The organism is Kribbella sp. NPDC059898 (assembly GCF_042730855.1).
Classification (GTDB): Bacteria; Actinomycetota; Actinomycetes; order Propionibacteriales; family Kribbellaceae; genus Kribbella.
Map to the genome: position 1 here is coordinate 81,634 of NZ_JBHWKR010000017.1, position 26,272 is coordinate 107,905.

Genomic DNA, 26,272 nt, shown 5'->3' on the forward strand with positions numbered 1-26,272 from the left:
GGTTCGTTGCCGGGGGCGCCTGTTTCTGTTCAGCGGGCGATCGCGATGTCCGCCTGGAGTGGGCTGTTCGCGCTCAGCGACCAGGCCGACCGGTTCTCGAAGCCCGCGTTGTGGATGTCGAGGTTGATGCCCTCGAGGTGGTCGAAGTTGACGACCATGCCCGGGCTGGTGACCGCCTGCTTGGTGCAGATCCCGAACTGGATCGACACCGACGGCTTGCCCCGCACGAAGTCCGTCACGTCGATCCCGCCCTGGTGGTCGGAACCGTTCAGGTAGAACCACGGCCAGTAGTCGCCCGCGTCCCGGCTCCAGATCAGCTGCCCGTCGATCCGCAGCTGCTTGAAGATCTCGCCGAACCGCGCCTGCTCCGGATCCGCGTGCCAGAACGAGATCTCGTACCGCGGCTGCCCCTGCTTCACCCGGACCTGCTGGGTCGCGGTGGCGCAGGTGTTCGCCGGGATCGGCCCGTTCGGCACGGTGAACGCGAGCCGGCCGTTCCCGTACATCGCCCGGTTGTCCGGCCCGATCCGTACGGCGTCGCCGCGCGGGCCCTGCACCGGCTTGTACGGCCGGCCCTGGTACCGGGCGTACGCCGTACCGATCGCGTTGAAGATCCGCGCCGGGCGGTCGATCGAGTAGATGTCGATGTACGGCTGCATCGTCGGGTAGTTGCGGGTCAGGTCCCAGTCCCGGTTCTGCTCGAAGCCTCCGTTGCGTACGACGACGCCGTGGCCGGTGACGTCGTCGATGCTCCAGTCGAGCGGCCACCAGCCGACGCCGCGCTGGTCGAACAGCCGGAACGTGACCTTCGCAGACGTCTTGCCCTGCAGGGCCGCGGTCAGGTCGACGGTCGTGGTGAGCCAGGTCTCCTTCGGATCCTCCTCGACGTCGGCCTGCCAGACCACCTGATCGTCGACGAGCACCTGCTTGAACTGGTACCCGCGGAGACCGCCCACGTCGGGATCCCTGTGTTTGAAGGTGATCGACCGCGGCCCGTTGCCGGAGACAACCATCTGCTGGGAGGCGGCGGCGTAGCTCCCGTCGACGGTCGAGGTGAAGTTGCCGACGCTGAGGCTGAGCCGGCCGTTTCCGGAGTGACCCCAGTAGTCCCAGCTCGGCTGCTGCAGATCGGTCCGCACCGGGGCGCCGTACGCGATGACGCCGTCGAGGCGGCCGTCCTTCAGGTACGGCGTGGCGCGGCGCATCACGTCCGCGACGTACCGCTCGTCGGGGTGGATCATGCCGTCGAGGAAGCGGCCGGTGTAGACGAGGAGTACGAGGCTGAGGCCGGCGGGCCGCAGTACGTCGAGGGACGAGTCCAGGCGAGGTTCGAGCCAGGTGGGGTCGATCGAGTTGTTGACGTAGCCCGTGTACGGGAAGATCACGCCGTCCAGGGCGCCCTTGATCTTGTCGGCGGTGGCCGGGGTGATGTCCCAGGAGTAGAGCGTCACGTACCACTTGAGGTGCGGGTTGACCGCGTTCATCGCGGCGCGCACCTGGCCGAGGTACTCCTTGGTGAACAGCGTGCTGTTGGCGCCGACGAGGAAGTCGTCGATGCCCCAGGACTTGATGTTCGGGTAGGCCAGCGAGAGCTTGCCGAGCTCGGTCGCCCAGCGGACGTAGTCGGTGTCGAACGGCCGCGAACACCGCCCGTCGAGATGCCGCGCGGAGTTCAGGAAACACTCCGACGGCGGCACGAGGTACACCATCACGTCGATCCCCGCACGAGCCGCCGCCGGCGCGAACTCCAGCCGCAGATCGTCCCAGTCGGTCGCCTTGTCCCAGATGCCGAACGTGTACATCGTCGCGTGCATCTGCTGCAGCCGGCGGATCGTCGCCGGCGTATCGATATGCCGAAACCCATCCGCCCGCGGAGCGGCCTCCCGGATCTTGGCCTCAACCGTGTTCCCGCCTTCCATCGCGGACAGGAACGGCTCGGGTCTTCCGACCGCCTCCCCCGCCGGCGGCCCAGCGGCAGCCCGCGGCACAGCGGCCGGGATCAACAACAACGCAACCAGCAAAACCCAGACACGACGCATCATTCCGTCCTCCAGAGCGGTGGAATACGGATATCTACAGCATTACGAAACTATATCCCGTAAATAAGAGATTAAGACCGCTCCCGTCCCACGGCAAGACCTCACCCCCACCCAACCAACGGACACACCTGCGGCGCGGCTGCCCGTTGCCGACTCCGCCGGGTGCGCGTGAGGCACCACCGGGCCGAGGCCTCGGCGCAAAACCCACCGGACCCGCGAACAGGACACGCGCCCGTTCACTCAAGGGGCCAACTACGCGGCTGATCAACCGCCCCACGCCAGGGGATGGTTTTCCACGATCCCGCGCCAGCGTCTCGGCCCGGTGGTACCTCACGCGCACCCGGCGAAGCGCAACAAGCAGTCGCACCGCAGGCGCGACCTCCCAACCCCATCACCAGATCCCGTGCCAGCACCTCCACCCGGTCCGTCGGGTGCGCGGAAGGCCCGCCGGGTGGAGGCATCGGCGAACGGCCGTCGTGCACGGTACGAAGGAGGTGCCTTCGGCGCGGAGGCGTAGTCGATCGCCTCGGTGGTAGACTTGACGTGGAGTCAGGTTGGTCGTAGCGGAGCATGGGGAGTCAGTCCCAGCGGTTCATCGCCGGATGCTTCGACTGAGGTGGACGATCCGGGTTCGAGTCCCGGCGCCCTCGTTGGAGGGACGTAGCTCAAATGGCAGAGCCCCACTTTTTCGTGAGGGGCGGTCCGCACGGCGGTCCGCCCCTCGTCATCTGTCGGCCAGTACGGCGCGCATCGCAGCGGTGAGCTCGGCGCCGGTCAGCCTGAGGGCCGGCAACAGGCAGCCACGCCGCAGGCGCGACCCTTCCACGCCGCCATCAGATCCCGCGCCAGTGCCTCGGCCCGGTGGTACCTCATGCGCACCCGGCGAAGCCGCAAGAAGCAGCCGCGCCGCAGGCGCGACCTTTCCATCCCCACCACCAGATCCCGCGCCAGCACCTCCACCCGGCAGCACCTCACTCGCACCCGGCGAAGCCGGCGACAAATGGCCGGGCCGGAGGCGTGGCCTTTCTGGAGGTGGAGAGAGCAGCCGCGCCGAAGGTGGGTCCTTGGCGCGGCTGGTGGTTGGGGTTTAGCGGCCCTGGTTTTTGACTGCTTCGATGGCTTCCTGGGCGGCGGTGGGGTCGAGGTATTCGCCGCCTGGGGTGAGGGGCTTGAAGTTGTCGTCGAGTTCGTAGAAGAGGGGGATGCCGGTCGGGATGTTCAGGCCGACGACGGTCTTTTCGTCGAGGTTGTCGAGGTGCTTGACGAGGGCGCGGAGGCTGTTGCCGTGGGCCGTCACGAGGACGGTCTTGCCTGCGCGGAGGTCGGGGACGATGGCGTCGTACCAGTATGGGAGCATCCGCTCGACGACGTCCTTCAGGCACTCGGTGGTCGGCAGCAGTTCCGGCGGGAGGGCGGCGTACCGCGGGTCGCCGGCCTGGTCGTACTCGGAGCCGCGCTCGATGGCCGGCGGCGGGGTGTCGTACGACCGGCGGAACAGCATGAACTGCTCCTCGCCGAGCTCCTCCAGGGTCTGCTTCTTGTCCTTGCCCTGCAGGCCGCCGTAGTGCCGCTCGTTCAGCCGCCAGGAGCGACGTACGTCGATCCACTGGCGCTCGGCGACCTCGAGGGCGATGTTCGCGGTCCGGATCGCGCGCCGCAGGACCGAGGTGTGCAGTACGTCGGGCAGCAGGTCGCGGTCGCGGAGCAGTTCGCCGCCGCGCTGCGCTTCCTCGACGCCCTGGGCGTTGAGGTCGACGTCGACCCAGCCGGTGAAGAGGTTCTTGGCGTTCCAGTCGCTGTGGCCGTGGCGGAGCAGGATCAGGCGATAGGTCATACCCGCATGTTATCGAGGCTCCAGCCAGCCCTTGAAAGCGTCCAGGTTCCGAGTCGACTCGCCGCGCGACACGCGCCATTCGTACTCGCGCCGGATCGACGTCGCGAACCCGAGCTCGAGGATCGTGTTGAACGACGAATCGGCGTACTCCAGCACCGCTCCGAGCAGCCGGTCCACCTCACTGGGTGTGATCGCGTGCAACGGCACCCGCCCGTCCAGGTGGATGTCCCCGAGGTGGTCCACGGCGAACGCGACGCCGTACATCTTCAGGTTCCGCTCCAGCAGCCAGCGATAGACGGCCGCGTGGTTCTCGTCCGGATGCCGGGCGACGAAGGCATGCACGTGGACCGCCTGCGGCCCGACCGACAGCGTCACGCCCGTCTTGAGCTTCCGCTCCCCCGGCAGTTCCGCAGCAAAGATGCCCGGCTCGCTCTCGGTGAACTCCAGCTCGTTCTCGGTCAGCACCTGCCGGATCACGTCCGCCGCCGACACTCTCACCCAGCCACCTCCGCCGCCATCGTGTGCGCTGAGGTCCGGTACGCCGCCAGCGTCCTGCGTGCGGTCAGTTCCCACCCGAACCCTTGTGCATGGGTGACCGCCGCGCGGCCCATGCTCTCGCGGACGGCCGGATCCGTCGCGATCCGCGCCAGCGCGTCGGCGAAGTCGTCCACGCCGTGCCCGTGCACGAGGTACCCGGTCCGCCCGTCGAGGACCGCCGTACTCAGGCCGCCCACCGCCGCCGCGACCACCGGCGTTCCGCACGCCTGAGCCTCCAGCGCGACCAGCCCGAAGGACTCCGAGTACGACGGGACGCACACGACCGAGGCCGCCCGGTACCAGGAGGCCAGCCGGCCCCGCTCCATCGGCTTCACGAACCGGACCACGTCGTCGATCCCGAGCGCCCGCGCCAGTTCCGCGTGCGACTCGGGGTGCTCCATCCCGTTGCCGGACGGCCCGCCGATGATCGCCACCACCAGCCGTGAGCGCAGCCCGGGGTCGCGCGCGAGCATCCGCGCCGCCGCCCGGATCAGCAGGTCGGGCGCCTTCAACGGCTGCAGCCGCCCGACGAACGCCAGTACGACGGCATCCGCCGGCAACCCGACCTCACGCCTCGCCGAGGCCTCAGAACCGGGATGGAACAGGTCCAGGTCGACGCCCGGGTTCACCACCCCGACCTTCGCCGGCTGAGCGCCGTACAGCGAGATCAGCTCGTGCGCCTCGTCGTCGGTGTTCGCAAGCAGCCGGTCCGCGGACTCGACCACCTGTTCCTCGCCGATCAGCCGGGCCGGCGGCTCCGGTACGTCGTCCTCGGCCAGGCTGGCGTTCTTCACCTTGGCCATCGTGTGCATGGTGTGGACCAGTGGGACCGCCCAACGATCGCGGGCGAGCAGGCCGACCTGGCCGGACAACCAGTAGTGCGAGTGGATCACGTCGTACCAGCCGGGCTCGTGGATCGCTTCGGCGCGCAGCACCGCGCGGGCGAACGTACACAGCTGGGCGGGCAGTTCGTTCTTGGTCAGGCCCTCGTACGGGCCGGCGGCAACGTTACGGACCGTCACCCCGGGCAGCAGCTCCACCCGTGCGGGCAGCACGGACGCGGTCGCCCGGGTGAAGACGTCGACCTCGATCCCGAGCCCGGCGAGCTGCTTCGACAGCTCCACGACGTACACGTTCATGCCGCCGGCGTCCCCGGTGCCGGGCTGGTCGAGCGGCGACGTGTGCAGGCTGATCATCGCGACCCGCCGGATCTGCGAGACGGGGGTTTCGGTCACCTGGTCAGGGTATCTCCGGGACTTCCGCGGGCAGACCGGTGTCCGCGGCCGCCCAGCTCGCGAGCAGCCGCAGGTTCTGCTCGGAGGTCGAGCCGGGCTCGACCGTGTACGTCACCAGCAGCTGATCCGGGTCCCCCGGCAGCCGCAGCGTCTCGTACGAGACCGCGATCTCGCCGACCACCGGATGGTGCAGCAGCTTGGCCCCGAACGTCTTGTCCTTCACGTCGTGCCGCGCCCAGTACTCGCGGAACTCCGGGCTGCGGATCGACAGCTCCCCGACCAGCTCGGCCAGCTCCGGGTCGTCCGGGTGCCGCCCGGCGTACACCCGCAGGTAGTCGACGCTCTCCTCCGCCACCTCTTCCCACGAGGGGTAGAAGTCGCGCAGCGCCGGGTCGAGGAACACCATCCGCGGCACGTTCGGCTGCTTCTGGTCGAACCCGTTCAGCGCGGCGGCCAGCTCGTTCCAGGCCAGCACGTCCATCCGGTAGCCGAGCACGAACGCCGGTACGTCGGTCATCGAGTCGAGCAGCCGTTGCAGGCCGGGCCGCACCCGTTGCGTCGTCGTACGGCGGCGTTTCCGGCGGACCGGTTTCGCCAGTACGGCAAGGTGTTCGCGCTCGTCGTCGGTCAGCTTCAGTACGTCGGCGACCGCGTCCAGGATCTCCTGCGAGACGTTGTCCGTGCGGCCCTGCTCGAGGCGTACGTAGTAGTCCGCGCTGACGCCGGCCGCCTGCGCGAGCTCCTCGCGGCGCAGGCCGGGCACCCGGCGTCGCCCGCTGTACACCTTGATGCCGAGCTCCTCCGGCCGCACGCGCGCCCGCCGGGTCTTGAGGAACTCGCTCAGCTCCGCACGACGATCCATGCCCTCCAGTATCCAGACCGGCCGGATCCGCAACCTGGTCCTGCCAGAACCAGGCTCGACAGACACCTGGGTAAGCCGCGGCGACCGCCCCAGGATCGATGCCATGACCAACTTGAGCATTCGCAACGCGGTAGTCACCGGAGCGGCCAGCGGAATCGGCGCCGCGATCGCCACCCAACTGGCCGAGGCCGGCGCAGCGGTCGCGCTGGTCGCCCGGCGGCAGGACCGCCTCGACGACCTGGCCGGCAAGCTCGGCGACCGGACGTTCGGCGTCGGGATCGACGTCACCCGGCAGGACTCCGTGGACGCCGGCGCCGCGAAGATCCACGAACGGCTCGGCACCGTCGACCTGGTGGTGAACGCGGCCGGCGTGATGCTGGCGGCCCCGATCGCCGACGGCCGGCTCGACGACTGGACCCGGATGATCGACACCAACGTCACCGGCGTACTCCGGCTGATCCACGCCTTCACCCCCGACCTGATCAAGGCAGCGAGCGACGGCCGTACGGCGGACCTCGTGAACATCTCGTCGATCGGCGCGCACGCGATCTTCCCCGGGTACGCGGTCTACGGCGCGACGAAGGCCGCCCTGACCCAGCTGTCCGCGGCCCTCCGCGCCGACCTCTCGCCGTACGACGTCCGCGTCACGAACGTCGAACCGGGCCTCACCGACACCGAACTCGCCACCCACCTCGACGACTCCGGGCAGGACCTGATCGCCTCGATGAACGAGCAGATCGGGCCGCTGCACGCCGCCGACATCGCCGACGTGGTCACGTTCGCGGTCAGCCGCCGCCGCGAACTGAACCTGCGCCAGATCATCGCCCTGCCGACCCGCCAAGCCTGACGCCGGCGAGGTAGACGTCGGTCGGATCGGCCAGCACCGTGATGTCCGCGGTCGGATCACCCGGTACGACGAGCAGGTCGGCGTCCGCGCCGGGCCGGATCCGTCCCTTCGGCACCCGCAGCGCGTCCGCGGCGGCCGACGTACCGGCGATCAGCGCTGCGGTCGCGGGGAGCCCGGCCTCGACGTACTCGGCGAGCGTGGCCGGGAGCAGGCCGTGCGGTTTCGCCGGGCCGATCCCGCCGTCGGAGCCGGCGACGATCCGGACGCCGCCGTCGTACAGCCGGCGGACCGCCTGCTGGAGCGCGGCCTCGCTAGTGCCGGCCTTCGCCACCAACTCGAGGATCTCGGGCGGTACGACGACCGCCCGGTCCGAGCCGAGCGTCCCGCAGACGGCGATCCCCGCGAGCTGGTCGAGCAGGTGGTCGTCGATGGACACGCCCTCCGGGGTCAGGCAGGTGCAGTGCTCGATGCCGTCGACGCCCCCGTCGATCGCCTGGCGTACGGCGGACAGCGCGTGGGCGTGGGCAGTGATCGGAAGCCCGTGCGCATGGGCTTCTTCGACCGCTGCTCCCAACTCCTCGGACGTGAACTGCGGGCTCATTGTGTCGGTCCCGGGCGTCATCACACCGCCGCTGGCCATGATCTTGATGACATCGGCACCGTTCGCGGCCCGCTCGCGGACGGCGGCCCGCATCGCGTCAGGCCCGGACGCCTCGCCACCGAAACCCCAGCAATGACCACGGACGCTGGTCAACGGAGTGCCCGACGCCACCACCGTCGGAAGCCCAGCCGGGGCGTCACGCCGCCACTTCAGTACGGCGTCGTACGGGTCCCCAAGATCGCGAACCGTGGTGACACCCGCCGCGAGCTGCAGCCGCAAGGACCGCTCGATCGTCGCCCCCAACGCCCGCCGGGTAGCAGCAAGCCCCGCCGTCTGCGCAGCAACCCGCAAGTTCCCCAACCGATCCAGCGCCCCAGGCCCCGCATCAGCACTCAGATGCACATGAGCATCAACCAACCCCGGCATGACCGTCGCCCCAGGAAACTCCCGAACCTCACCCCCAGCTTCCCCACCGAGACCAACAACCTTCCCGTTCTCAATCAGTACCAGGTTCTCGTCGACGATCCGCTCTCCGTCGAAGATCCGCTCCGCCCGCACCGCGATCATGTCCCGCAGTCTGCTCGAAGGGTGGGTCTACCACCACCCCGACTGAGGCTCTCGCCCCACTGCTCAACCGGCCATTCGCCGAAAGCATTGAGACATGCGTACAGCCCTTGAAGCAGTCAAGTCCTGGCATCGTCCGTTGATGCTGATGGTGCTCGCCATGGCCGGTCTGGTCCTGACGTCCGGGGTCGGGCTCGCGGTCGACCACCGGGAGATCCTCAACGAGTCCGTGTGGCTCAAGCCGTCCACGTTCGGCATCTCGTTCGTCCTGTACGGCGCCACCCTCGCCTGGCTGCTCTCCAAGCTGCGTAAGGCGAAGCGCTTCGGCTGGTGGACCGGGACCGTGTTCGCGGTCACCGGAATCGTCGACGTCGGGTTCATCGCCGTACAGGCGGCCCGTGGCACATTCAGCCACTTCAACGCGAACCTCGACACGTTCAACCAGGTCGGGCAGCAGGTCTTCATGTCCGGCGTACTCGGCCTGTTCGGCGCCAGCCTGGTGGTGGCGATCATGCTGCTGTTCCAGCGCGTCGGCGACGCCTCGCTGAACCGCGCGATCCGCGTCGGCCTCGGGCTGGCGGTGGCGGGGATGGCGCTCGCGTTCTACCTCGTCGGGGCGAACGGGCAGCGTACGGAGGTCAAGGACGCGTACGGCCACGACGTGACGCTGGCCGGCAGCCACGGGATCGGTGTCGAGGCGGGCGGTCCGGGCATGCCGCTGACGCACTGGAGCACGGTCGGCGGCGACCTCCGGATCCCGCACTTCGTCGGCCTGCATGCGATCCACTTCCTGCTGCTCGTCCTGCTCGCGCTGCACTTCCTCGGCCGCCGGATGACCTGGCTGCAGCCGGAGCGGGTACGGGCGCGGCTCGTCGGCGTCGCTGCCTTCGCGTACGCCGGTGTGATGACGACCGTCGCGGTCCAGGCGTTCCGCGGCCAGTCGCTGATCCACCCCGACGGACAAACCCTCGGAATGTTCGGTGGCTTCCTGGCGATCAGCCTGGTCGCGCTTGCCGCGGTCGTCGCGGCAGCTCGACGGCCGGTGAGACAGCCCGTCGAGCCCGTGAAAGCTTTTGAGAAGCTTGGGGTATGACGACTCGTCCTCTTGCCGTGGTGACCGGTGCTAGCAGTGGGATCGGGGCCGCGTCGGCGCGGTACCTCGCCCGGGAGGGCTTCGAGGTGATCTGCGCCGCGCGGCGGCTGGACCGGATCGAGGCGCTGGCCAAGGAGATCGACGGCCGCGCGGTGCAGTGCGACGTGACGTCCGCCGAGGACGTCGCCGCACTGACCGCCGCGGTCGGGGACGAACTGCAGGTGCTGGTGAACAACGCCGGCGGCGCGTTCGGGCTGGAGCCGGTGGCCGAGGCCGACCTGGATGCCTGGCGGCGGATGTTCGAGGTGAACGTGATCGCGGTCGCCGCGGTCACCAAGTCGTTGCTCCCGGCCCTCATCGCCGGCCGCGGCACGATCATCGTGATGGGCTCGACCGCCGGCCAGGTCGCGTACGAGGGCGGCGGCGGGTACGTCGCCGCGAAGCACGGTGCGAAGGCTGTCGTCGACACGCTCCGCCTGGAGCTGTACGACCAGCCAGTCCGGGTCACCGAGATCGCCCCCGGCATGGTGCAGAGCGAGGGCTTCGCGCTGACCCGCTTCAACGGCGACCAGTCCAAGGCCGATGCCGTGTACGCCGGGGTCCGCGAGCCGCTGACCTCCGACGACGTCGCCGACATCGTCGCCTGGATCGCCACCCGCCCAGCCCACGTGAACATCGACCGCATCACGGTCCGCCCCCGTGCCCAGGCCGCCCAGCACAAGGTCCACCGGGAGCAGTAGTCCACCGGTAAGTCCTTCACGTGAGCGGCCTCACGGGTGGCCTGCTTGCAATTGCAAGCACCTGCTAGCACACTGGGTGCGTGGCCAAGTTGAGTGATCGGGCGGCTGGGGCGGTGGGCTCCCTCGGGGAGTACCTCGCCGAGCAGCGGCGGCACGCGCAGTTGTCGCTGCGGCAGCTGTCCGACCTGGCCGGAGTGTCGAACCCGTACCTCAGCCAGATCGAGCGCGGCCTGCGGAAACCGTCGGCCGATGTGCTGCAGCAGCTCGCGAAGGCGTTGCGGATCTCCGCGGAGACCCTCTACGTACGGGCCGGCATTCTCGATCCGGACGAGAGCCAGGAGGGCAAGCAGCCCTCCGGTGTGGTCGACGCCGTCCTGCTCGACCCGGCGTTGAACGAACGGCAGAAGCGAGTGCTGCTGGACGTGTACGCGTCGTTCGTCCGCGAGAACACCCCCACTGCTGACTGACAAATACACCCCGAGGAGCAGCCTGATGGCTACCCGTACGCCCGTTACCCCGTTCTACGCGATCGCCGGAGCCGGCGACCTCGCGGTCGAGAAGGTCCGCGCCGTCGGCGTCGACGTGACCGCCCGGTTCGCCAAGCTCGACCAGAAGACCCTGCAGGCCGAGCTCACCAAGGCGCAGACCGAGTTCAGCAAGGCGCAGGCCGAGCTGACCAAGCGCTTCGAAGCGATCGTCGCCGACGCCCGGACCGCCCCGGCGAAGCTCCGCGAGCTGCCGAAGACCGCGCAGACCGGTCTCACCGTCGTTCTCGGCCAGGCCGAGGAGACGTACGAGGACCTGGCCGGACGCGGCAAGGACCTGGTCGAGCGGATCCGCCACCAGCAGGCCACCGAGGACCTGGAGGCCGCCGCCAAGACCACGGTGAGCAAGGCCAAGGCCACCCGCACCACCGCGAAGAAGACCGCGCAGACCGCGTCCCGGAACCTCAAGGCCACCGCGACCAGCGCCCGCAAGACCGCGAAGGCCGCCACCAAGGCCGCCGAGTCCGCCGCGGACAAGATCGGCGACTGAATCGCGACCGAGTGTGACGATTCCCCCACCTCGAGGTGAATCCTGTGACCGGGCGGTCCCCAGCTGCGTTCGAGCAGCGGTGGGCCGCCCGGCTGTCGGTTAGGCTCGTAGCATGAGCATCTGGCAAAGCCTGATCCCCGGATTCGCAGATCCGCTGGCGGTGATCTGGTGGGTCCTGATGGCCATCAAGCTGGTCGCCCTCGCCGATGCCGTGTTCCGGCCACGGGCCGTGTTCATCGCTGCCGACAAGCTCACCAAGCCCGGCTGGGTGCTGATCCTGGCCGTGTTCGCCCTCAGCCAGGTCTTCCAGGGCTGGCTCAGCTTCTTCGGCCTGATCGGCATCGTCGCCTCCGCCGTCTACCTGGTCGACGCCCGCCCAGCCCTACGCGCCGCCACCGGCCGCGGCCGAGGCGGCTGGGGCGCCCTCCGCCGCCGCCGAGGCCCGCGCCCCCTCTAAGCACGCCCAAGAGCTGACAGGTACCGCACCGTCCGAGGACAACCTGACAGGTGCTGCGCCGTGCGACGAAAAGCTGACAGGTACCGCACCGTCCAGAGGGAACGCTGACAGGTGCCGCGCCGTGCGAGGAAAGCTGACAGGGTGCTGCACCCTCTCCAGAGAAGGCGCTGACAGGCGGGGTCCTACCTGGTCGGTGGAACTAACACGTGGGGGTGCTGCTCGCCGGGAAGAGCGGCCGCGTGCATGCGCCAGGTGGGTGCGATGCGGTTGGCCTATCTACCAGTCGGCGATGCACAGCGGCGACCTCCTGTTCGGAGACGTCATCCGATGGACGGCTCCGACCTGCAACAGACCATCCAAGAACTCGCCCACGCCGGCCTGGGGAGCATTGTGTGCCGAATCGGGTAGCCAATCCTCCCCAACCCAGCCCGCGCCCCGGACCGGACTGGGCTCCGGCTTCGGGCTCACATTCTCGCGTGAGGTGGGTCCTGGGCGGACCGGGCGCGATGCACGCGGGAGATCGCCCAGTACTCCGTACGAGGCTGGAGGAGATGCAATTTCGACAGGACGTGTCGGTCCACGTTCTGGTCCGTGCAGGCGCAGGCACCGTCTGTCGAGGGCGTCGTGGGTGTCTATGTCCTGTTGGTTTTTACGTCACCGCTCTCGATTGGCAGGCCTTCGTGCGGTGACTACGAGCGGTACACGATGACCTTGTCGCCGACGTTTACCTCGTTGAAGAGGATCTTGATCTTGGCCAGGTCGCGTACGTTCACGCAGCCGTGGGAGGCGCCGTTGTAGCCGCGGGCCGCGAAGTCGGACGAGTAGTGCACCGCCTGGCCGCCGCTGAAGAACATCGCGTACGGCATCTTCGAGTCGTACAGCTTGGAGACGTGGTTCCGGCTCTTCCAGCCGACCGTGAAGCTGCCTTCCCGGGTCGCGGTCTTCACCGCGCCGAACCGGACGTCCATCTGCATCTTCACGACGCCGTCGACGACGTACCGCAGTTTGCGGGTGGTCTTGTCGATGCACAGCGCCACCCCGGTCGCGCAGCGCGGGTCGAGCTTCTTGCCGTCGACCACCGGCGCCGGCGGGTACAGCTCGGCCTGGGTCGGCTCGTGGGTCGCCTTGACCAGTTGGTCCAGCGTGTTCTGGTCCAGGTACCCGAGCTGGGGAATGCCCTTGGACTTCTGGAACTTCTTCACCGCGGACCGGGTCATGGTCCCGAAGTCGTCGTCCTGGTAGCGCTTCTCGAGCAGCTTCAGCTGCACGAGCCGGGCCTCGACCTTGCGCACGTCCTTCCCGCTGGAGCCGTTCTTGTACACGGCCTTCGGGTAGATCGGCAGCTCGCCGCTGATCTCGAACGGCGTCGCGCGCACGTCCGCGGTGTTCGCGGTCGCGGTCATTCCGGCCCCCATGAGTGCCGCAATCGCTCCGCCGACAACCAGCGTCGTGAGCAGCTTCCGAATGATCAGCCCGCGCATCGAGCCCCCTTTCCTACACTCGTAGGACGTCCCGACCACCGAAATGGTTGGTCCCACAGCGTACCGGAGGAACCGCTCATGGAGATCGTGCTCAGCACCGCGGACATCACCACGGTGCCCGCGGACGCGATCGTGAACGCAGCCCATCACGCGCTCCGCGGCGGTGGCGGCGTGGACGGCGCGATCCACCGTGCGGGCGGGCCGGAGATCCTCGCGGAGCTGGTCGAGCGGTACCCGAACGGCACTCCGACCGGTACGGCGGTGTGGACCACCGCGGGCGCGCTCCCCGCGTCGTACGTCATCCATGTCGTCGGCCCGAACTACACCGCCGGCCAGCGGGATCCGGCGCTGCTCGAGTCCTGCTACCGCAACGCGCTGCGGATCGCGGACGAGCTCGGCGTCGCGACCATGACGTTGCCGGCGGTCTCGGCCGGGATCTACGGCTGGCCGGCCCGCTCGGCCGCGGAGATCGCCGTACAGACGCTCCGGCGGACGTCGACAAAGGTGTCGAGGGCAACGTTCTGCCTGGTGGAACCCCGGCTGTACAAGGCGTTCCGGAACGCGACAGCGGCCGGGCACTAGCTCCCCGGCCGCTGTCGATCAGTCAGCTCACTTGTTGTAGACGACGACCTTGTCGCCGACGTGCACCCGGGCGAACACCCAGGCGATCTTGCTCTTGTCGCGTACGTTCACGCAGCCGTGCGACGCGCCGTTGTAGCCGCGGGCGCGGAAGTCCGACGAGTAGTGCACCGCCTGGCCGCCGCTGAAGAACATCGCGTACGGCATCTTCGAGTGGTACAGCGTCGAGACGTGGTTCTTCGACTTCCGGTAGACCTTGAAGACGCCGTTCCGGGTCGGGGTCTTCATCGCGCCGAACCGGACGTCCATGATCTGCACCGGCTTGCCGTTCACCAAGTAGACCAGCTTGCGGGTCTTCTTGTTGATGCACAGCACCCGTCCCCGGGTCATGCACCGGCTGTCCAGCCGGTACTTGCGCATCACCGCGGCCTGGCTCGCGGCGGTGCTCTTGGCGGCCGCCGGGGCGGCCGACGGCGGCAGGCCCACCGGCTTCGGTGCCGTCGTGGAGCTCTGCGCCGACCCCGCGAGACGCGGTGCGGCCTCGGCCGCGGTGGTCGCCGAGAGTGCTCCGGCGCCGACGAACGCGGCAGCCGTCAAGGTCGCGCCGAGCTTACGCAGAATGCCCATGATTCCCTTGTCCTTCCCCCAAAGTGTGCTTCCACAAGACAGACGTCGCTACTTCACGTCTGGTTGGTAACGAATCAAAACTTTCTTTCCCCCGGCCGACCCCCACCCTCGGCCGAGGAATGGTGTATCACATCCGGATGTATCTCCACCGCATCCCGTGACCGACCGTTTCCGGTTCGTGTCCTGGGCAGCTCAGCTCTTGGTCTTGCGGCCCAGCTTGGCGCGCTCGATCTGGGTCAGCGCGACCTTCCGCATCCGGATCGCGTCCGGCGTGACCTCGACGCACTCGTCCTCGCGGCAGAACTCCAGCGACTGCTCCAGTGACAGCTTCCGGGCCGGCACGAGCTTCTCGAACTCGTCCGCGTTCGAGCGGACGTTGGTCATCTTCTTTTCCTTGGTGATGTTGACGTCCATGTCGTCGGCGCGCGAGTTCTCGCCGACGATCATGCCCTCGTACACCTCGGTGGCCGGCTCCACGAACATGGTGCCGCGCTCCTGCAGGTTGATCATCGCGTACGACGTCGCCGCACCGGCGCGGTCGGAGACCAGCGAACCGGACGGGCGGGTACGCAGCTCGCCGAACCACGGCTCGTACCCCTCGAACACGTGGTGCGCGATCCCCGTACCGCGGGTGTCGGTGAGGAACTCGGTCCGGAACCCGATCAGCCCGCGGGCCGGGACCAGGAACTCCATCCGGACCCAGCCGGTGCCGTGGTTGGTCATCTGCTCCATCCGGCCCTTGCGGACCGCGAGGAGCTGCGTGACGGTGCCGAGGTACTCCTCCGGGCAGTCGATGGTCAGCCGCTCGACCGGCTCGTGCCGCTTGCCGTCGATCTCGCGGGTGACCACCTGCGGCTTGCCGACGGTCAGCTCGTACCCCTCGCGGCGCATCTGCTCGACCAGGATGGCCAGCGCCAGCTCACCACGGCCCTGCACCTCCCACGCGTCCGGACGCTCGGTCGGCAGCACCTTCAGCGACACGTTGCCGACCAGCTCGCGGTCCAGCCGGTCCTTGACCAGCCGCGCGGTCACTTTGGTGCCCTTGACCCGGCCGGCCAGCGGGGAGGTGTTGGTACCGATCGTCATCGAGATGGCCGGCTCGTCCACGGTGATCAGCGGCAGCGGCTTCGGGTTGTCCGGGTCGGTCAGCGTGTCGCCGATCATGATCTCCGGGATGCCCGCGATCGCGACGATGTCGCCGGGGCCGGCCGAGTCGCCAGGCACCCGCTCGAGCGCCTCGGTGACCAGCAGCTCGGTGATCTTCACCTTCTGGATCGTGCCGTCGTGCCGGTACCAGGCGACCTGGGAGCCCTTCTTCAGCGTGCCTTCGTGCACCCGGACCAGCGCGAGCCGGCCGAGGAACGGCGAGGCGTCCAGGTTCGTCACGTGCGCCTGCAGCGGTGCGCCCTCGGTGTACTCCGGAGCGGGAACGTTGGCCAGGATCGTCTCGAACAGCGGCTCGAGGTCCTCGGAGTCCGGCAGACCGCCGTCGGCCGGCTGGTTCAGCGAGGCGCGGCCGGCGCGGGCCGACGCGTAGACGACCGGGAAGTCCAGCGCGCTCTGGTCGGCGTCGTGGTCGAGCAGGTCCAGGAACAGCTCGTACGTCTCGTCGACGACCTCGGAGATCCGGGCATCCGGGCGGTCCACCTTGTTGACCACGAGGATCACCGGCATCTTCCGGGCCAGCGCCTTGCGGAGCACGAACCGGGTCTGCGGCAGCGGGCCCTCGGAGGCGTCCACCAGCAGCACGATCGCGTCCACCATCGACAGCCCGCGCTCCACCTCGCCGCCGAAGTCGGCGTGGCCCGGGGTGTCGATGATGTTGATCGTCATCTGCTCGCCGTTGGCCATCTTGTGCCGGACAGCGGTGTTCTTGGCGAGGATCGTGATGCCTTTCTCACGTTCCAGGTCGCCGGAGTCCATCGCCCGCTCGTCGACGTGCTGATGGGCACCGAACGCGCCGGACTGCCACAGCATCGCGTCCACGAGGGTGGTCTTCCCGTGGTCGACGTGGGCCACGATCGCGACGTTGCGCAGGTCGTTACGGACAGGCATGAGGAAGCGCTCCAAGCAGTCAGAGGGTTCTGGCGGTGGCTACGGCTGGTTTCACGTGCCACTCGACACAGGGCGCAGCGACCTCATCTTACCTGTTCACCGCAGGTGTCCGGAAAACGGGACAGGCTTTGACATTGGTTGACTGGACGTCCAGTCTATAGGTGGCGCCTGGGGAGGGGCCGTAACCACGGGGGGTCAGCCCCGAGGCGCCGGGCACACAGGGGTGTGGGGGTTGCCCGGCGCTTCAGGGCCCTGACCAGTGCGAGGAGACCGGTGCCGCGTTCGGCGAGCGTGAACCAGGAGGCGCGGGAGCGGTCCCGCGAGCGGATCCTGGCCGCGGCCCTCGAGGTCTTCGCCGCGAAGGGGTACGAGGCCGCGTCGATCTCCGAGATCACCGCGGTCGCGGGCGTCTCCCGCGGCCTGGTGTCGTACTACTTCGCCACCAAGGAACAGCTCGCCGCGGAGCTCCTGGACCGCTGGCTGGACGGCATCACGGGCATCCTGTCCATTCAGGGAACTCCTGATGAACGTTTGGCCGGCATCATCGACGGCGCGCTGACCGCCGCGGCCGGCACGCTGCCGATCCAGCGGCTCGCGATCAGCCTGATGATGCAGCCGGGGACGCACGACGTGTTCGCCCGCGTCGAGGACGCCAAGTCCGAACGCCTGTCGCTGGTCGAGGACGCGATCCGGGACGTGTTCGCTGCCCGCGGCGCCGCCGACCCGGCCGTCGAGGAGATGTTGCTCAGAGCAACGTTGGAGGGCGTGACGGTGAAACTCGCGATCTACCGCGAGACCTTCCCGCTGGAAGCCGTCCGCCGTCGCCTGTACGCCGGCTATTCACTCCCGGAACCGGCCACGCCGCTCCCGTTCACGTCCCCGGTCGTGGACCGCCTACGCGCCAAATGAACCGGGCGGGGTCCACTCGAAGATCCGGGTGCCGTTCCGCAGGGCGGCCCGAGGTGGCGTGAGCTTGAGCATCGTGTTCCGCAACCACTGACCCCGGCCGAGGTGCGCGCCGGTCCGCCCCATCCACGCCGACCGGTTCACCAGCCTTTGAGTACGCCGGTACCTGGCCTTCTCGTACTTCGCGAGACCCGCCCGCAGATCGCCACCCGCCGGAACCAGCAGCCCGAGCGACACCGCGTCCTCCAGCGCCGAGTTCGCGCCCTGCCCGAGCGTCGGCAGCATCGGATGCGCCGCGTCCCCGAGCAGCACCACCCGCCCGCCGGTGTACCGCGGCAACGGTCGCGCCAGTACCCACACGTCGTGCCGGATCACCTCACCGGTGGTCGCGGTCAGCCGCCGTACGTCGGGAGCCCAGTCGGCGAAGTACTCCCGCACGGCCCGCACCTCGTCGGCGATCACCTGCCCGGCCGGCATCGCGACGTACCCGTACCAGTAGACCTCGTCCGCGCTGATCCGCAACGCCCCGAACTCCGCCCGCCGCCCCCACGTCATCGCGAACCGGTCGTCGAGCGTGGTGTCCGGCGCCGCGGCCCGCCAGCAACTGAAACCCGTGTATTTCAAGGCATTCCCGAACAGACGCTGCCGGGTCATACTCCGTAGGCCATCGGCCCCGACGACCAGATCAGCCCATGCCCGGTGCTTGTCGTTCCAAGTCACGAGCGCCCGCTCGCCACCCGGCATACCGGGCTCGACGGCGGTGACCCGGGCCCCCGTCACCACGTCGGCCTCCTGCACCCCGGCGACCGCATCGTGCAGCCGTTGCCGGTGGATCCCGGTCATCCGGGTGCCGTCACCGTCCGGTGCCTTGAGCAACCATTCCCCGTCCCACCGCCGGGTCCCGGCCGCCCGTACGACGTACCCCTTCGCCCGGATGCCGTCCGCGGCCCCGATCACCTGCGCCGCCCGCAGTCCGTTCGCCGTCACCGCCAGCCCGGCCCCCACCTCGCGGAACTCCGGCGCACTCTCCAGCACCCGCACCCGCACCCGCCACCCGGCCCGCCCGAGCGCAGCAGCCGCCGCCATACCCCCGATCCCGCCACCCACCACGATCGCCTCATCCACACGACCACGATAGAAACGCCCGCCGCCGTACGCATACGACAGCGGGCGTATCCACAACTCCACCCGCGGGAGGCCTTTCCGGAAAGAAATCGGCGTTCCGCGGCGAGAAGTTTCCGGAGAGGATCAGCCGAACAGTGCGCTCGGCCGGATCTCGCCGACCTTCACGCCACCACCCAGTACGACGCTGTCGAGCAGCTCGTCGATGACGGGTGCCTCGACGCCGATCCGGCGCAACGTCGCGGCGGTCACCAGCTCGCGGGACCGCTTGCCGGCGTCGCCGTCCTCGATCTTCAGCGCGATGCCCCGCCCGTCGGCGAGCCCGACGGCGAACACGCCCTCGGCGCCGACCTTGCAGAACAGCCCGTCGACCCCGCGGATCAGCTTGGTCTCGTCCCGGGTACTCCCGCTGGCGTACTGCGGGAACTCGCGGAACGCGTTCGCCACCCGGCCCTCGTACGTGTCCGCCGCCGACGCCGCGAACAGCCCGAACGACCGGGCCAGTCCGGAGAGGCTGATCGCGAAGATCGGCGCACCGCAGCCGTCGACGGCGACGTACGACACCTTCTCGCCGGCGGAGTCCTCGATCGCGGTACGAATCGCCTGCTGCAGCGGGTGATCCGGCGACCGGTAGTCGTCGCGGCCCCACTTGGCGTGCGGGTCGTTCTCGGTCGCGGGGTCGTGGATCGGCCAGCCGTTGAGCGTGCTGGTCAGGATCTTCGCGGCATGCTTGCCCGAGCAGTTCATCGCGACCCGCTCCGGCGCGCGGCCCGCGCACACCCAGGCGTCCCGGTCCGCGGTCTCCATCGGGTACGCCGTGGGCGTCCGCAGCGCCGACTCGTCCAGCCCGGCCTGCGCGAGGATCGCCCGTACGCCGTCGAGGTGGAACTGCTCGCCGGAGTGCGAGGCGCCGGCCAGCGCGAGGAGTTCACCGGTCAGCGGGAGGCCGTGGCGGAGCATGGCGAGGGCCTGCATGGGCTTGTTGGAGGAGCGGGGGAACATCGGCTCGTCCACGATGCCGGCGGACCACTCGACGGAGCCGTCCGGGTTGGTCACCACGACGGAGCCGCGGTGGTGGCCTTCGACGAAGCCGCTGCGGACCACGTCGGCCAGGATCACAGGTTCGGTCACGCCTGAACTGTACAGGCGCAAAACGGCCGGTTGCGAATGATTCGGGTCACGGCCCGAGTGCGGCGTAGGTCCTACAAACGCGAGCGGACGTGCAGGCCGACCTCGGGGTCCACCAGGAGCTCCTGGGTGGCGGTGACGGTGGGCTGGTCGTCGGCGACGATCTGCAACTCCATCTCGGGGTCCACGTTGCGCTTGATCAGGCCGAGGGCGATCGGGCCTAGCTCGTGGTGACGAGCAGCCGAGCCGATCGAGCCGACCTGCTTCTCGCCGGCGCGGACGGCGTACCCGTGCGCCGGTAGGTGATCGACCGACCCGTCCAGGTGCAGCAGCACCAGCCGGCGCGGCGGACGCCCGAGGTTGTGGACCCGAGCGACCGTCTCCTGCCCGCGATAACACCCCTTGTTCAGATGTACGCCGACCCCGAGCCACCCCAGCTCGTTCGGAATCGCCCGCTCGTCCGTGTCCAACCCGAACCGCGGCTGGCCCGCCGCGATCCGCAACGCCTCGTACGCCCACACCCCGGCCGCCGGCCCCTCGAGCTTCGCCAACTCGCCCCGCGGCAAGAACACTTCATACCCACCAAGCGAATCCTCGCCGCTCCGACTGAGGTACTTCTCGTCCGCAGTCCCGGGCCGCCAGATGATCGCGTACTCATCGCTCACATCGGCAATCTCGACGCGCGACATGAACACCATCTTCTGCAACCACTCCACCAACGCGGCCGCCGCACCAGGTTCCGTATGCAGCCAGAACGTCTCGCCGTCGTCCACGCCGTACATCACGTGCTCGACATGCCCCGTCGGCGACAGCAGCAACGCCGTCGTGGACGTCCCGGGCTTGAGCCCCTCGAAGTACTGCGTGGTCAGCGCATGCAGCCAGGTCAGCCGATCCGGCCCAGTGATCGTGACGACGTCGCGGTGCGACAGGTCGACGAACGCCGTACCCGCGACCAGCGCCCGTTGCTCGCGCAGATCCGAGCCGTAGTGCGCCGCGACTCCGGCATCGAGTCCGTCCGCCTCGACGGCGCCGGGGCGGTCCAGCAAGGGGCTGCGGTTGCGTGACATGTCACCAGAGTACGTCCTTCGGCGTACACCGAAGGACTCCCGCCGTGGGATGTGGACAGACCCCTGCTACCGCCACTGTGGAGGTACCAAACCATCGAGGGGAGCAGGGCGATGAGCGACAGGCGATTCCGGTTCGGCGTGGTCGGCAGCCCGCGGACCGGCGCGGAGTGGACGACGACCGTACGCCGGGCCGCGGAGCTCGGGTACACGACCGTACTGATGCCGGACGGCCTGCAACTGCCGTCGCCGTTCCCGTCGTTGGCGATGGCCGCCGCGGTCGCGGACATCCGGGTCGGCACGTTCGTCGCGGCGGCCCCGCTGCGTACCCCGCAGGCGGCCGCGTGGGAGGCGCACACGCTGACCGTGCTCACCGACGGGCGGTTCGAGTTCGGCATCGGGACCGGGCGCCCGGACGCGGAGCAGCAGACCGCGGACATCGGCCTGCCGTGGGGTTCGGCGAAGGAGCGGCGCGACCAGGTACGGCGGACCCTGGACACGCTGCGGGAACTCGACGGTGACCGCCGTACGCCGATCATGCTGGCCGCGGGCGGACCGCGGGCGCTCGCCCTGGCCGCCGCCCGCGCCGACATCGTCTCGCTGGCGAAGGACGCGATGACGCCGCGCGCCGAGGTCGCCCAGCTGGTCAAGGACCTGCGTGAGCTGGCCGGATCGCGGGCGGACGACATCGAGCTGGCGATGAACCTGTTCGCGGCCGGCACCCGCGAGCTGCCGCCGTGGACGAAGCGCGCGGCCGGGGTCGATCCCGACGTACTCGAGGCGAGCGATTCGTTGATGCTGCTCCGCGGTACGCCGCAGGAGATGGCGGACGAGCTACAGCGCCGGCGGGACGAGTTCGGTACGTCGTACATCACCGTCAACTCGACCTATCTCGAGGACCTGGCACCGGTCGTCGAGCTTCTGAAGGACCGCTAACTCTCCCTTCACAGCACTGCCCGCCGGGCTGTGGCTCCGGTGGGCAGTGCTTGGGGGGGACAGATGGACTATGCGTGGGCTTCCGCGACAGCAGGCGGGGCCGCCTCGCCGTGGGCGTCACCGGCAGCGAAGGCGACCTCGTCGAACGGGTCGTTGCCGGCGAACACCCGCTTGGCCTGCTCCTTGTCGAACTCGCCGACCCAGTGGCCGACCAGCACGGTCGCGACCGCGTTCCCGGCGAAGTTCGTCAGCGCGCGGGCCTCGGACATGAACCGGTCGATGCCGACGATCAGACCGACACCGTCGACCAGCTCCGGCCGGTGCGACTGCAATCCGCCGGCCAGTGTCGCCAGGCCCGCGCCGGTCACACCGGCGGCGCCCTTCGAGGCCACGATCATGAACAGAAGCAGCGAGATCTGCTGCCCGATCGAGAACGGCGTGTTCATCGCCTCGGCAATGAACAGCGAGGCCATCGTCAGGTAGATCGCGGTTCCGTCGAGGTTGAACGAGTACCCGGTCGGCACGGTGATACCGACGACCGAACGATCCACACCGAGGTGCTCCATCTTGCCGATCAACCGCGGCAGCGCGGTCTCGGACGACGAGCTCGACACGATCAGCAGGAACTCCCGGCCCAGGTACCGCAGCAGCTGGAAGATCGAGACGCCGGTGACCATCCGCAAGATCGCGCCCAGAACGACGACCACGAACAGCAGACACGTGATGTAGAAGGCGATCATGATCTTGCCGAGGCTGATCAGTGCGTCCGTGCCGGTGGCGCCGACCACCGCCGCGATCGCGCCGAACGCGCCGACCGGGGCCGTCCACATGATCATCGACAGCACCTTGAACACCAGCCGCTGGATGTGGCCGATGCCGACCAGGATCGGCTGACCCTTCGAGCCCATCGCCTGCAGCGCGAAGCCGACGAGCAGCGCGACCAGCACGGTCTGGAGCACCTCGCCCTCGGTCAGCGAGGACAGCAACGACTTCGGGATGATGCCGAGGATGAAGTCCGTCGTACTGGTGTGCGCGCCGGCGGCCTGCTTCTGGCCCGCCGCGCGGAGCTTGTCGGTCAGGTTGAGGCCGGCGCCGGGCTGGACGATGTTGCCGACCACCAGGCCGATGGCGAGTGCGACCGTCGACATCACCAGGAAGTAGACGAGCGCGAGACCGCCGACCTTACCGACGCTGGCGGCTTGGCGGACCGAGCCGATGCCGAGCACCAGCGTGCAGAAGATGATCGGGCTGATCAGCATCTTGATCAGGTTCACGAAGCCGGTGCCGAGCGGTTTCAGCTCGACCGCGAAGTCGGGGAACAGCAGACCGACACCGATGCCGAGCAGCACGGCGACGATGACGGCGATGTAGAGGAAATGGGTCCGGTCGTTGCGGACCGGCGTCGGGCGGGGTTCGGTCGGGCTCGACATGGTGGGACTCCTGTATCGGCCGGCGGAGGGGGTGTTGTTGGGTAACTGTGACGTGACGCACAGGAGAAGCGCGCATTTCGTTCATATCGTTCGCGGTGCACACTGTTCGCCATGAAGCACAGGCCGTGGGAGCTGCGCCGCCAGGTCTTCTGGCTGCAGACCGTCACGGTCACAGTACTCATTGCGATGTCCTGGATCGTGATGGTGAGCCGTTCCCGCGCCCAGGCTCTGCGCGACGCGGCGGTGAGCGGCCTGCCCGCGCCGAACTGGTGGGAGCTGCTCCGGCTCGACCTGCGGTCGATGCTCGGGATCGCCAGCCTGATGCTCGGGATCGCGATCGCCGGCAACGCGCTCGTCACCTGGCGGGTACGCCGGGCCACCCGGGGCGTGGGTACGCAGTCGCTCGCCCGGATGCTCGACTTCTACCAGGGCGTGCTGCACGCCGCCCGCGAGGGCCTGATCCTGCTCGACACCGACGGACGGGTCCAGCTCGCGAACGACGAGGCGCTGACGCTGCTCGGGCTGCGCACCGTCGTACCCGGTACGCCGCTGGAGGACCTGCACCTCGGCGCCCCGCTGGCGGAGCTCCTCGCGACCGGGCGGACGGCGTACGACGAACTGCACCTCGGCGCGCGGGGCGTCGTGGTCGTGAACCAGCAGCCGTCCGGGCGCGGGCGGATCGTCACGCTGCGGGACCACACCCAGTTGCAGCGGCTGCTCGGCGAGCTGGACGCCGTACGGAGTTTGGCGGAATCGCTGCAGGCACAGAATCATGAGGCGTCGAACCGGCTGCACACCGTGGTCAGCCTGATCGAGATCGGCAAGCCGGAACGGGCCCGGGAGTTCGCAGTGTCGGAGTTGCAGTTCGCGCAGGCGATGACGGACCGTGTCGTCGGTACGGTCGGCGACCCGGTGCTGGCATCGTTGCTGTTGGCAAAGTTGTCGCAGGCGCAGGAGCGCGGCGTCGTACTCACGCTCGACCTCGGCCACGAGGCTTTGAACACACGGCTGCCCGCGCAGGACGTGGTGACCGTGGTCGGAAACCTGCTGGACAACGCGATCGAGGCCGCGCGCGGCGGGCCGGCGCCGCGGAAGGTCGAGTTCCGGGCGGCGACGACCGCGGACGCGGTGGACCTGATCGTGACGAACACCGGCGCCGAGCTGGGGTCGGTGGAGCTGGCGCACATGTTCGAGCGCGGCTGGACCACGAAGGCCGAGCCGGGACACGGGCTCGGGCTCGTCCTGGTGCGCAGTACGGTCGAGCGGTGGCAGGGTTCGCTCATGGTCGACCCGGATTCCGAGCTCGACGAAGTACCCGCCTTGACCGTGCGGGTGCGGCTGCCGCGGGCGGTGAGCGCGAGTGCCTGACCTACGCGTACTGGTCGTCGAGGACGACCCGGTCGCGGCCGAAGCCCACCGCACGTACGTCGATCGCCTGCCGGGCTTCACGTGTGTCGGCGTCGCCGGTACGGCGGGACGCGCGCTGCAGGTGCTCGCCCGCGGGGGCCTCGACCTGGTGCTGCTGGACATGAACCTTCCGGACGGGCACGGGCTGGACATCGTCCGGCGGATGCGTGCCCTCGGCAACCAGACCGACGTGGTCGCGGTGACGTCCGCGCGCGAGGTCGCGGCCGTGCAGGCGGCGGCGCGCATCGGGGTGGTGCAGTACGTGCTGAAGCCGTTCGCGTTCGAGACGTTGCGGGACCGGTTGACGGCGTACGCGCGGCAACGCCGGGCCGCCGCGCTCGGTGAGGTCGTCGCGGATCAGGACGAGGTCGACCGATTGTTGCATCCAGCAACCGTCTCGTCGGTGCCGAAGGGGCTGGCCGGCGGCGTACTGGACCGCGTCGTACAGCTGCTGGCCGACCGTGAGGGATGGACCGCGGAGGAGGTCGCGACCTCACTCGGTACGTCGCGGATCACGGCGCGGCGATACCTCGAACACCTCGCCGACCAGGGACAGGCACTGCGGACCCAACGGTACGACGGGCGGAGCGGCCGGCCGAAGGTCGAGTACTCCTGGGTGGCGGAGAGCTAGCGTCCGAAGAAGTGGCGAGACGTCCGCGCAGTTCTTCGGACGTAAAGTGTCAGGTGCGGACGAGGGTTGCCCAGAGGTGGGGCTGGAGCGACTGGCCTTCGGCGGCCATGTCGTACGCCCAGAGCAGCTCGCCGTTCACCAGGCCGTACAGCCGGTGGCCGGCGGTGACCTCCTTGGCGGAGGTGGTGCGCGCCACCACGTCGGTCTGCAGCTCGATCTTGGCGCCGTCGATGTCGCCGTACCAGATCTCCGCGATCCCCGTCGGGTGCGCCAGGATCACCTCGACCTTGTTGTCCGGCTGCGGCCGCCAGAACCCGGTCTCCACCGCGAGCGGACGCTCCTTGGTCCCGTCCTCACCGACCACGAACGTCTGGCTGACGTAGTGCAGGTACGGCTTCCCGTTGTGCGTGAAGTCGATCTGCTGCCCGAACTCGAACTTCTCGATCGTCGGGTAGTCCCCGTGCCCGCGCCCCTCCCACCGCCCGAGCAACCACGCCAGCGGCATCAGGTCCGGGTGCAGATCCTGCGGAATCTCGAACGCCATGGGATCACTCAGCCCGCGTTACGGCCGCGATACAGCCGATAGACGACAAACGCCGAGAACCAGCCCATGAACACACAGACCAGAATCAGCAACGTGGTGAACACAACATGCAACACACCGGCAGTCTAAAGCACCCCCACCCCACCCCCCGCTCCCCCACCACGTGACATCCCGCACGCCCCCACCCCGGCGCCCCTCAACTGGGTCCCACGGCGCGAGGCCCCGCGGCGCGAGGTCCCGCGGTCCGAGGTCCCGCGGTCCGAGATCCCGCGGTCCGAGGTTCCGTGGTGCGAGGTCCCGCGGCGCAAGGTCCCGTGGTGCGAGGTCCCGTGGTGCGAGGTCCCGCGGTGCCGGCTCCCGTGGTGCAGGCTCCGGCGGTGCGAGGTCCCGTGGTGCGAGGTCCCGTGGTGCGAGGTCCCGCGGTGCGAGGTCCCGCGGTGCGAGGTCCCGCGGTGCGAGGTCCCGCGGTGCGAGGTCCCGCGGTGCGAGGTCCCGCGGTGCGAGGTCCCGCGGTGCGA

The 26,272-nt window shown here is 69.1% G+C and carries 25 protein-coding genes; 11 read left to right on the top strand and 14 right to left on the bottom strand.

Annotation, left to right across the window (positions count from 1 at the left end; genetic code table 11):
• Positions 1-29: 29 nt before the first annotated feature.
• From ACFV9C_RS37525 to ACFV9C_RS37545, 5 genes are all read right to left on the bottom strand, one after another.
• Positions 30-2,039, bottom strand: a complete 2,010-nt coding sequence (locus ACFV9C_RS37525; RefSeq protein ID WP_380201420.1) for a hypothetical protein — start codon at positions 2,037-2,039, stop codon at positions 30-32.
• A gap of 1,087 nt (positions 2,040-3,126) precedes the next feature.
• Positions 3,127-3,873, bottom strand: coding sequence for a phosphoglyceromutase (locus tag ACFV9C_RS37530; protein WP_380201422.1), 747 nt, complete (start codon positions 3,871-3,873; stop codon positions 3,127-3,129).
• Positions 3,874-3,882: 9 nt separating this feature from the next.
• Positions 3,883-4,371, bottom strand: coding sequence for a YbjN domain-containing protein (locus ACFV9C_RS37535; protein WP_380201424.1), 489 nt, complete (start codon positions 4,369-4,371; stop codon positions 3,883-3,885).
• Positions 4,368-5,645, bottom strand: coding sequence for a D-inositol-3-phosphate glycosyltransferase (mshA, locus tag ACFV9C_RS37540; RefSeq protein WP_380201426.1), 1,278 nt, complete (start codon positions 5,643-5,645; stop codon positions 4,368-4,370). The genes ACFV9C_RS37535 and mshA overlap by 4 nt, the downstream gene beginning before the upstream one ends.
• 4 nt (positions 5,646-5,649) lie before the next feature.
• Positions 5,650-6,507: a helix-turn-helix transcriptional regulator gene (locus ACFV9C_RS37545; protein ID WP_380201428.1), complete on the bottom strand. Its 858-nt coding sequence runs from the start codon at positions 6,505-6,507 to the stop codon at positions 5,650-5,652.
• A gap of 103 nt (positions 6,508-6,610) precedes the next feature.
• On the opposite strand from ACFV9C_RS37545, the gene ACFV9C_RS37550 reads away from it, so the two are divergent.
• Complete coding sequence (locus ACFV9C_RS37550; RefSeq protein WP_380201430.1) at positions 6,611-7,354, top strand: SDR family oxidoreductase; 744 nt, start codon at positions 6,611-6,613, stop codon at positions 7,352-7,354.
• On the opposite strand, the gene ACFV9C_RS37555 is transcribed toward ACFV9C_RS37550, so the two are convergent.
• The gene (locus ACFV9C_RS37555) at positions 7,326-8,522 is read right to left on the bottom strand and encodes an amidohydrolase family protein (protein WP_380201432.1); all 1,197 of its coding nucleotides are present in this window, start codon (positions 8,520-8,522) and stop codon (positions 7,326-7,328) included. The two genes, ACFV9C_RS37550 and ACFV9C_RS37555, sit on opposite strands and share 29 nt — an antisense overlap.
• 94 nt (positions 8,523-8,616) lie before the next feature.
• On the opposite strand from ACFV9C_RS37555, the gene ACFV9C_RS37560 reads away from it, so the two are divergent.
• The 5 genes from ACFV9C_RS37560 (at position 8,617) to ACFV9C_RS37580 (ending at position 11,844) form a co-directional block, all read left to right on the top strand.
• Complete coding sequence (locus ACFV9C_RS37560; protein ID WP_380201434.1) at positions 8,617-9,612, top strand: hypothetical protein; 996 nt, start codon at positions 8,617-8,619, stop codon at positions 9,610-9,612.
• On the top strand, positions 9,609-10,352 hold the full coding sequence (locus ACFV9C_RS37565; protein ID WP_380201436.1) for an SDR family NAD(P)-dependent oxidoreductase: 744 nt from the start codon (positions 9,609-9,611) through the stop codon (positions 10,350-10,352). Before ACFV9C_RS37560 ends, ACFV9C_RS37565 begins: the two co-directional genes overlap by 4 nt.
• Positions 10,353-10,432: 80 nt before the next feature.
• A complete protein-coding gene (locus ACFV9C_RS37570; RefSeq protein WP_344200184.1) occupies positions 10,433-10,819 on the top strand; it encodes a helix-turn-helix transcriptional regulator in 387 nt (128 codons plus the stop codon).
• A 25-nt stretch (positions 10,820-10,844) separates the two neighbouring features.
• Complete coding sequence (locus ACFV9C_RS37575) at positions 10,845-11,387, top strand: hypothetical protein (protein ID WP_380201438.1); 543 nt, start codon at positions 10,845-10,847, stop codon at positions 11,385-11,387.
• Between the two features lie 112 nt (positions 11,388-11,499).
• Positions 11,500-11,844 carry a DUF2516 family protein gene (locus tag ACFV9C_RS37580; RefSeq protein WP_380201440.1) on the top strand — a complete coding sequence of 115 codons (345 nt, stop codon included), beginning with the start codon at positions 11,500-11,502 and terminating at the stop codon, positions 11,842-11,844.
• A 689-nt stretch (positions 11,845-12,533) separates the two neighbouring features.
• Here ACFV9C_RS37580 and ACFV9C_RS37585 read toward each other — a convergent pair.
• On the bottom strand, positions 12,534-13,325 hold the full coding sequence (locus ACFV9C_RS37585; RefSeq protein WP_380201442.1) for a L,D-transpeptidase family protein: 792 nt from the start codon (positions 13,323-13,325) through the stop codon (positions 12,534-12,536).
• A 78-nt stretch (positions 13,326-13,403) separates the two neighbouring features.
• Between ACFV9C_RS37585 and ACFV9C_RS37590 the strand changes: the two genes are divergently transcribed.
• Entirely contained in the window at positions 13,404-13,907 is a 504-nt protein-coding gene (locus ACFV9C_RS37590) for an O-acetyl-ADP-ribose deacetylase (RefSeq protein ID WP_380201444.1), read from the top strand.
• Positions 13,908-13,934: 27 nt separating this feature from the next.
• On the opposite strand, the gene ACFV9C_RS37595 is transcribed toward ACFV9C_RS37590, so the two are convergent.
• On the bottom strand, positions 13,935-14,531 hold the full coding sequence (locus tag ACFV9C_RS37595) for a L,D-transpeptidase (RefSeq protein ID WP_380201446.1): 597 nt from the start codon (positions 14,529-14,531) through the stop codon (positions 13,935-13,937).
• Between the two features lie 192 nt (positions 14,532-14,723).
• Positions 14,724-16,586, bottom strand: coding sequence for a translational GTPase TypA (gene typA, locus ACFV9C_RS37600; RefSeq protein WP_380201448.1), 1,863 nt, complete (start codon positions 16,584-16,586; stop codon positions 14,724-14,726).
• A gap of 273 nt (positions 16,587-16,859) precedes the next feature.
• Between typA and ACFV9C_RS37605 the strand changes: the two genes are divergently transcribed.
• The gene (locus tag ACFV9C_RS37605; RefSeq protein WP_380201450.1) at positions 16,860-17,495 is read left to right on the top strand and encodes a TetR/AcrR family transcriptional regulator; all 636 of its coding nucleotides are present in this window, start codon (positions 16,860-16,862) and stop codon (positions 17,493-17,495) included.
• On the opposite strand, the gene ACFV9C_RS37610 is transcribed toward ACFV9C_RS37605, so the two are convergent.
• The 3 genes from ACFV9C_RS37610 to ACFV9C_RS37620 form a co-directional block, all read right to left on the bottom strand.
• Positions 17,481-18,617: an FAD-dependent monooxygenase gene (locus ACFV9C_RS37610; protein ID WP_380201452.1), complete on the bottom strand. Its 1,137-nt coding sequence runs from the start codon at positions 18,615-18,617 to the stop codon at positions 17,481-17,483. The genes ACFV9C_RS37605 and ACFV9C_RS37610 overlap by 15 nt on opposite strands.
• Positions 18,618-18,740: 123 nt before the next feature.
• A complete protein-coding gene (locus ACFV9C_RS37615; RefSeq protein WP_380201454.1) occupies positions 18,741-19,745 on the bottom strand; it encodes an asparaginase in 1,005 nt (334 codons plus the stop codon).
• A gap of 71 nt (positions 19,746-19,816) precedes the next feature.
• Entirely contained in the window at positions 19,817-20,809 is a 993-nt protein-coding gene (locus tag ACFV9C_RS37620; RefSeq protein ID WP_380201456.1) for a YgfZ/GcvT domain-containing protein, read from the bottom strand.
• 111 nt (positions 20,810-20,920) lie between these two features.
• Between ACFV9C_RS37620 and ACFV9C_RS37625 the strand changes: the two genes are divergently transcribed.
• A complete protein-coding gene (locus tag ACFV9C_RS37625) occupies positions 20,921-21,742 on the top strand; it encodes an LLM class flavin-dependent oxidoreductase (RefSeq protein ID WP_380201458.1) in 822 nt (273 codons plus the stop codon).
• 68 nt (positions 21,743-21,810) lie between these two features.
• Here the strand turns inward: ACFV9C_RS37625 and ACFV9C_RS37630 are convergent, their stop codons facing one another.
• Positions 21,811-23,172: a cation:dicarboxylate symporter family transporter gene (locus ACFV9C_RS37630; RefSeq protein ID WP_380201460.1), complete on the bottom strand. Its 1,362-nt coding sequence runs from the start codon at positions 23,170-23,172 to the stop codon at positions 21,811-21,813.
• A gap of 111 nt (positions 23,173-23,283) precedes the next feature.
• On the opposite strand from ACFV9C_RS37630, the gene ACFV9C_RS37635 reads away from it, so the two are divergent.
• Together ACFV9C_RS37635 and ACFV9C_RS37640 are read left to right on the top strand one after the other, a co-directional pair.
• Positions 23,284-24,540 (top strand): sensor histidine kinase, encoded by a 1,257-nt coding sequence (locus ACFV9C_RS37635; protein ID WP_380201463.1) that lies wholly within the window; start codon positions 23,284-23,286, stop codon positions 24,538-24,540.
• Entirely contained in the window at positions 24,533-25,210 is a 678-nt protein-coding gene (locus tag ACFV9C_RS37640) for a response regulator (protein WP_380201465.1), read from the top strand. The genes ACFV9C_RS37635 and ACFV9C_RS37640 overlap by 8 nt, the downstream gene beginning before the upstream one ends.
• Before the next feature lie 49 nt (positions 25,211-25,259).
• Here the strand turns inward: ACFV9C_RS37640 and ACFV9C_RS37645 are convergent, their stop codons facing one another.
• Positions 25,260-25,754: an FABP family protein gene (locus ACFV9C_RS37645; protein ID WP_380201467.1), complete on the bottom strand. Its 495-nt coding sequence runs from the start codon at positions 25,752-25,754 to the stop codon at positions 25,260-25,262.
• Positions 25,755-26,272: the final 518 nt, after the last annotated feature.

What these genes read in the sequence shown, in the direction of transcription:
- ACFV9C_RS37525 (WP_380201420.1), bottom strand. Translation starts at nt 2,039, where the DNA reads ATGCGTCGTGTCTGGGTTTTGCTGGTTGCGTTGTTGTTGATCCCGGCC.
- ACFV9C_RS37530 (WP_380201422.1), bottom strand. Translation starts at nt 3,873, where the DNA reads ATGACCTATCGCCTGATCCTGCTCCGCCACGGCCACAGCGACTGGAAC.
- ACFV9C_RS37545 (WP_380201428.1), bottom strand. Translation starts at nt 6,507, where the DNA reads ATGGATCGTCGTGCGGAGCTGAGCGAGTTCCTCAAGACCCGGCGGGCG.
- ACFV9C_RS37550 (WP_380201430.1), top strand. Translation starts at nt 6,611, where the DNA reads ATGACCAACTTGAGCATTCGCAACGCGGTAGTCACCGGAGCGGCCAGC.
- ACFV9C_RS37555 (WP_380201432.1), bottom strand. Translation starts at nt 8,522, where the DNA reads ATGATCGCGGTGCGGGCGGAGCGGATCTTCGACGGAGAGCGGATCGTC.
- ACFV9C_RS37560 (WP_380201434.1), top strand. Translation starts at nt 8,617, where the DNA reads ATGCGTACAGCCCTTGAAGCAGTCAAGTCCTGGCATCGTCCGTTGATG.
- ACFV9C_RS37565 (WP_380201436.1), top strand. Translation starts at nt 9,609, where the DNA reads ATGACGACTCGTCCTCTTGCCGTGGTGACCGGTGCTAGCAGTGGGATC.
- ACFV9C_RS37575 (WP_380201438.1), top strand. Translation starts at nt 10,845, where the DNA reads ATGGCTACCCGTACGCCCGTTACCCCGTTCTACGCGATCGCCGGAGCC.
- ACFV9C_RS37580 (WP_380201440.1), top strand. Translation starts at nt 11,500, where the DNA reads ATGAGCATCTGGCAAAGCCTGATCCCCGGATTCGCAGATCCGCTGGCG.
- ACFV9C_RS37585 (WP_380201442.1), bottom strand. Translation starts at nt 13,325, where the DNA reads ATGCGCGGGCTGATCATTCGGAAGCTGCTCACGACGCTGGTTGTCGGC.
- ACFV9C_RS37590 (WP_380201444.1), top strand. Translation starts at nt 13,404, where the DNA reads ATGGAGATCGTGCTCAGCACCGCGGACATCACCACGGTGCCCGCGGAC.
- ACFV9C_RS37595 (WP_380201446.1), bottom strand. Translation starts at nt 14,531, where the DNA reads ATGGGCATTCTGCGTAAGCTCGGCGCGACCTTGACGGCTGCCGCGTTC.
- typA (WP_380201448.1), bottom strand. Translation starts at nt 16,586, where the DNA reads ATGCCTGTCCGTAACGACCTGCGCAACGTCGCGATCGTGGCCCACGTC.
- ACFV9C_RS37620 (WP_380201456.1), bottom strand. Translation starts at nt 20,809, where the DNA reads ATGTCACGCAACCGCAGCCCCTTGCTGGACCGCCCCGGCGCCGTCGAG.
- ACFV9C_RS37625 (WP_380201458.1), top strand. Translation starts at nt 20,921, where the DNA reads ATGAGCGACAGGCGATTCCGGTTCGGCGTGGTCGGCAGCCCGCGGACC.
- ACFV9C_RS37630 (WP_380201460.1), bottom strand. Translation starts at nt 23,172, where the DNA reads ATGTCGAGCCCGACCGAACCCCGCCCGACGCCGGTCCGCAACGACCGG.
- ACFV9C_RS37635 (WP_380201463.1), top strand. Translation starts at nt 23,284, where the DNA reads ATGAAGCACAGGCCGTGGGAGCTGCGCCGCCAGGTCTTCTGGCTGCAG.
- ACFV9C_RS37645 (WP_380201467.1), bottom strand. Translation starts at nt 25,754, where the DNA reads ATGGCGTTCGAGATTCCGCAGGATCTGCACCCGGACCTGATGCCGCTG.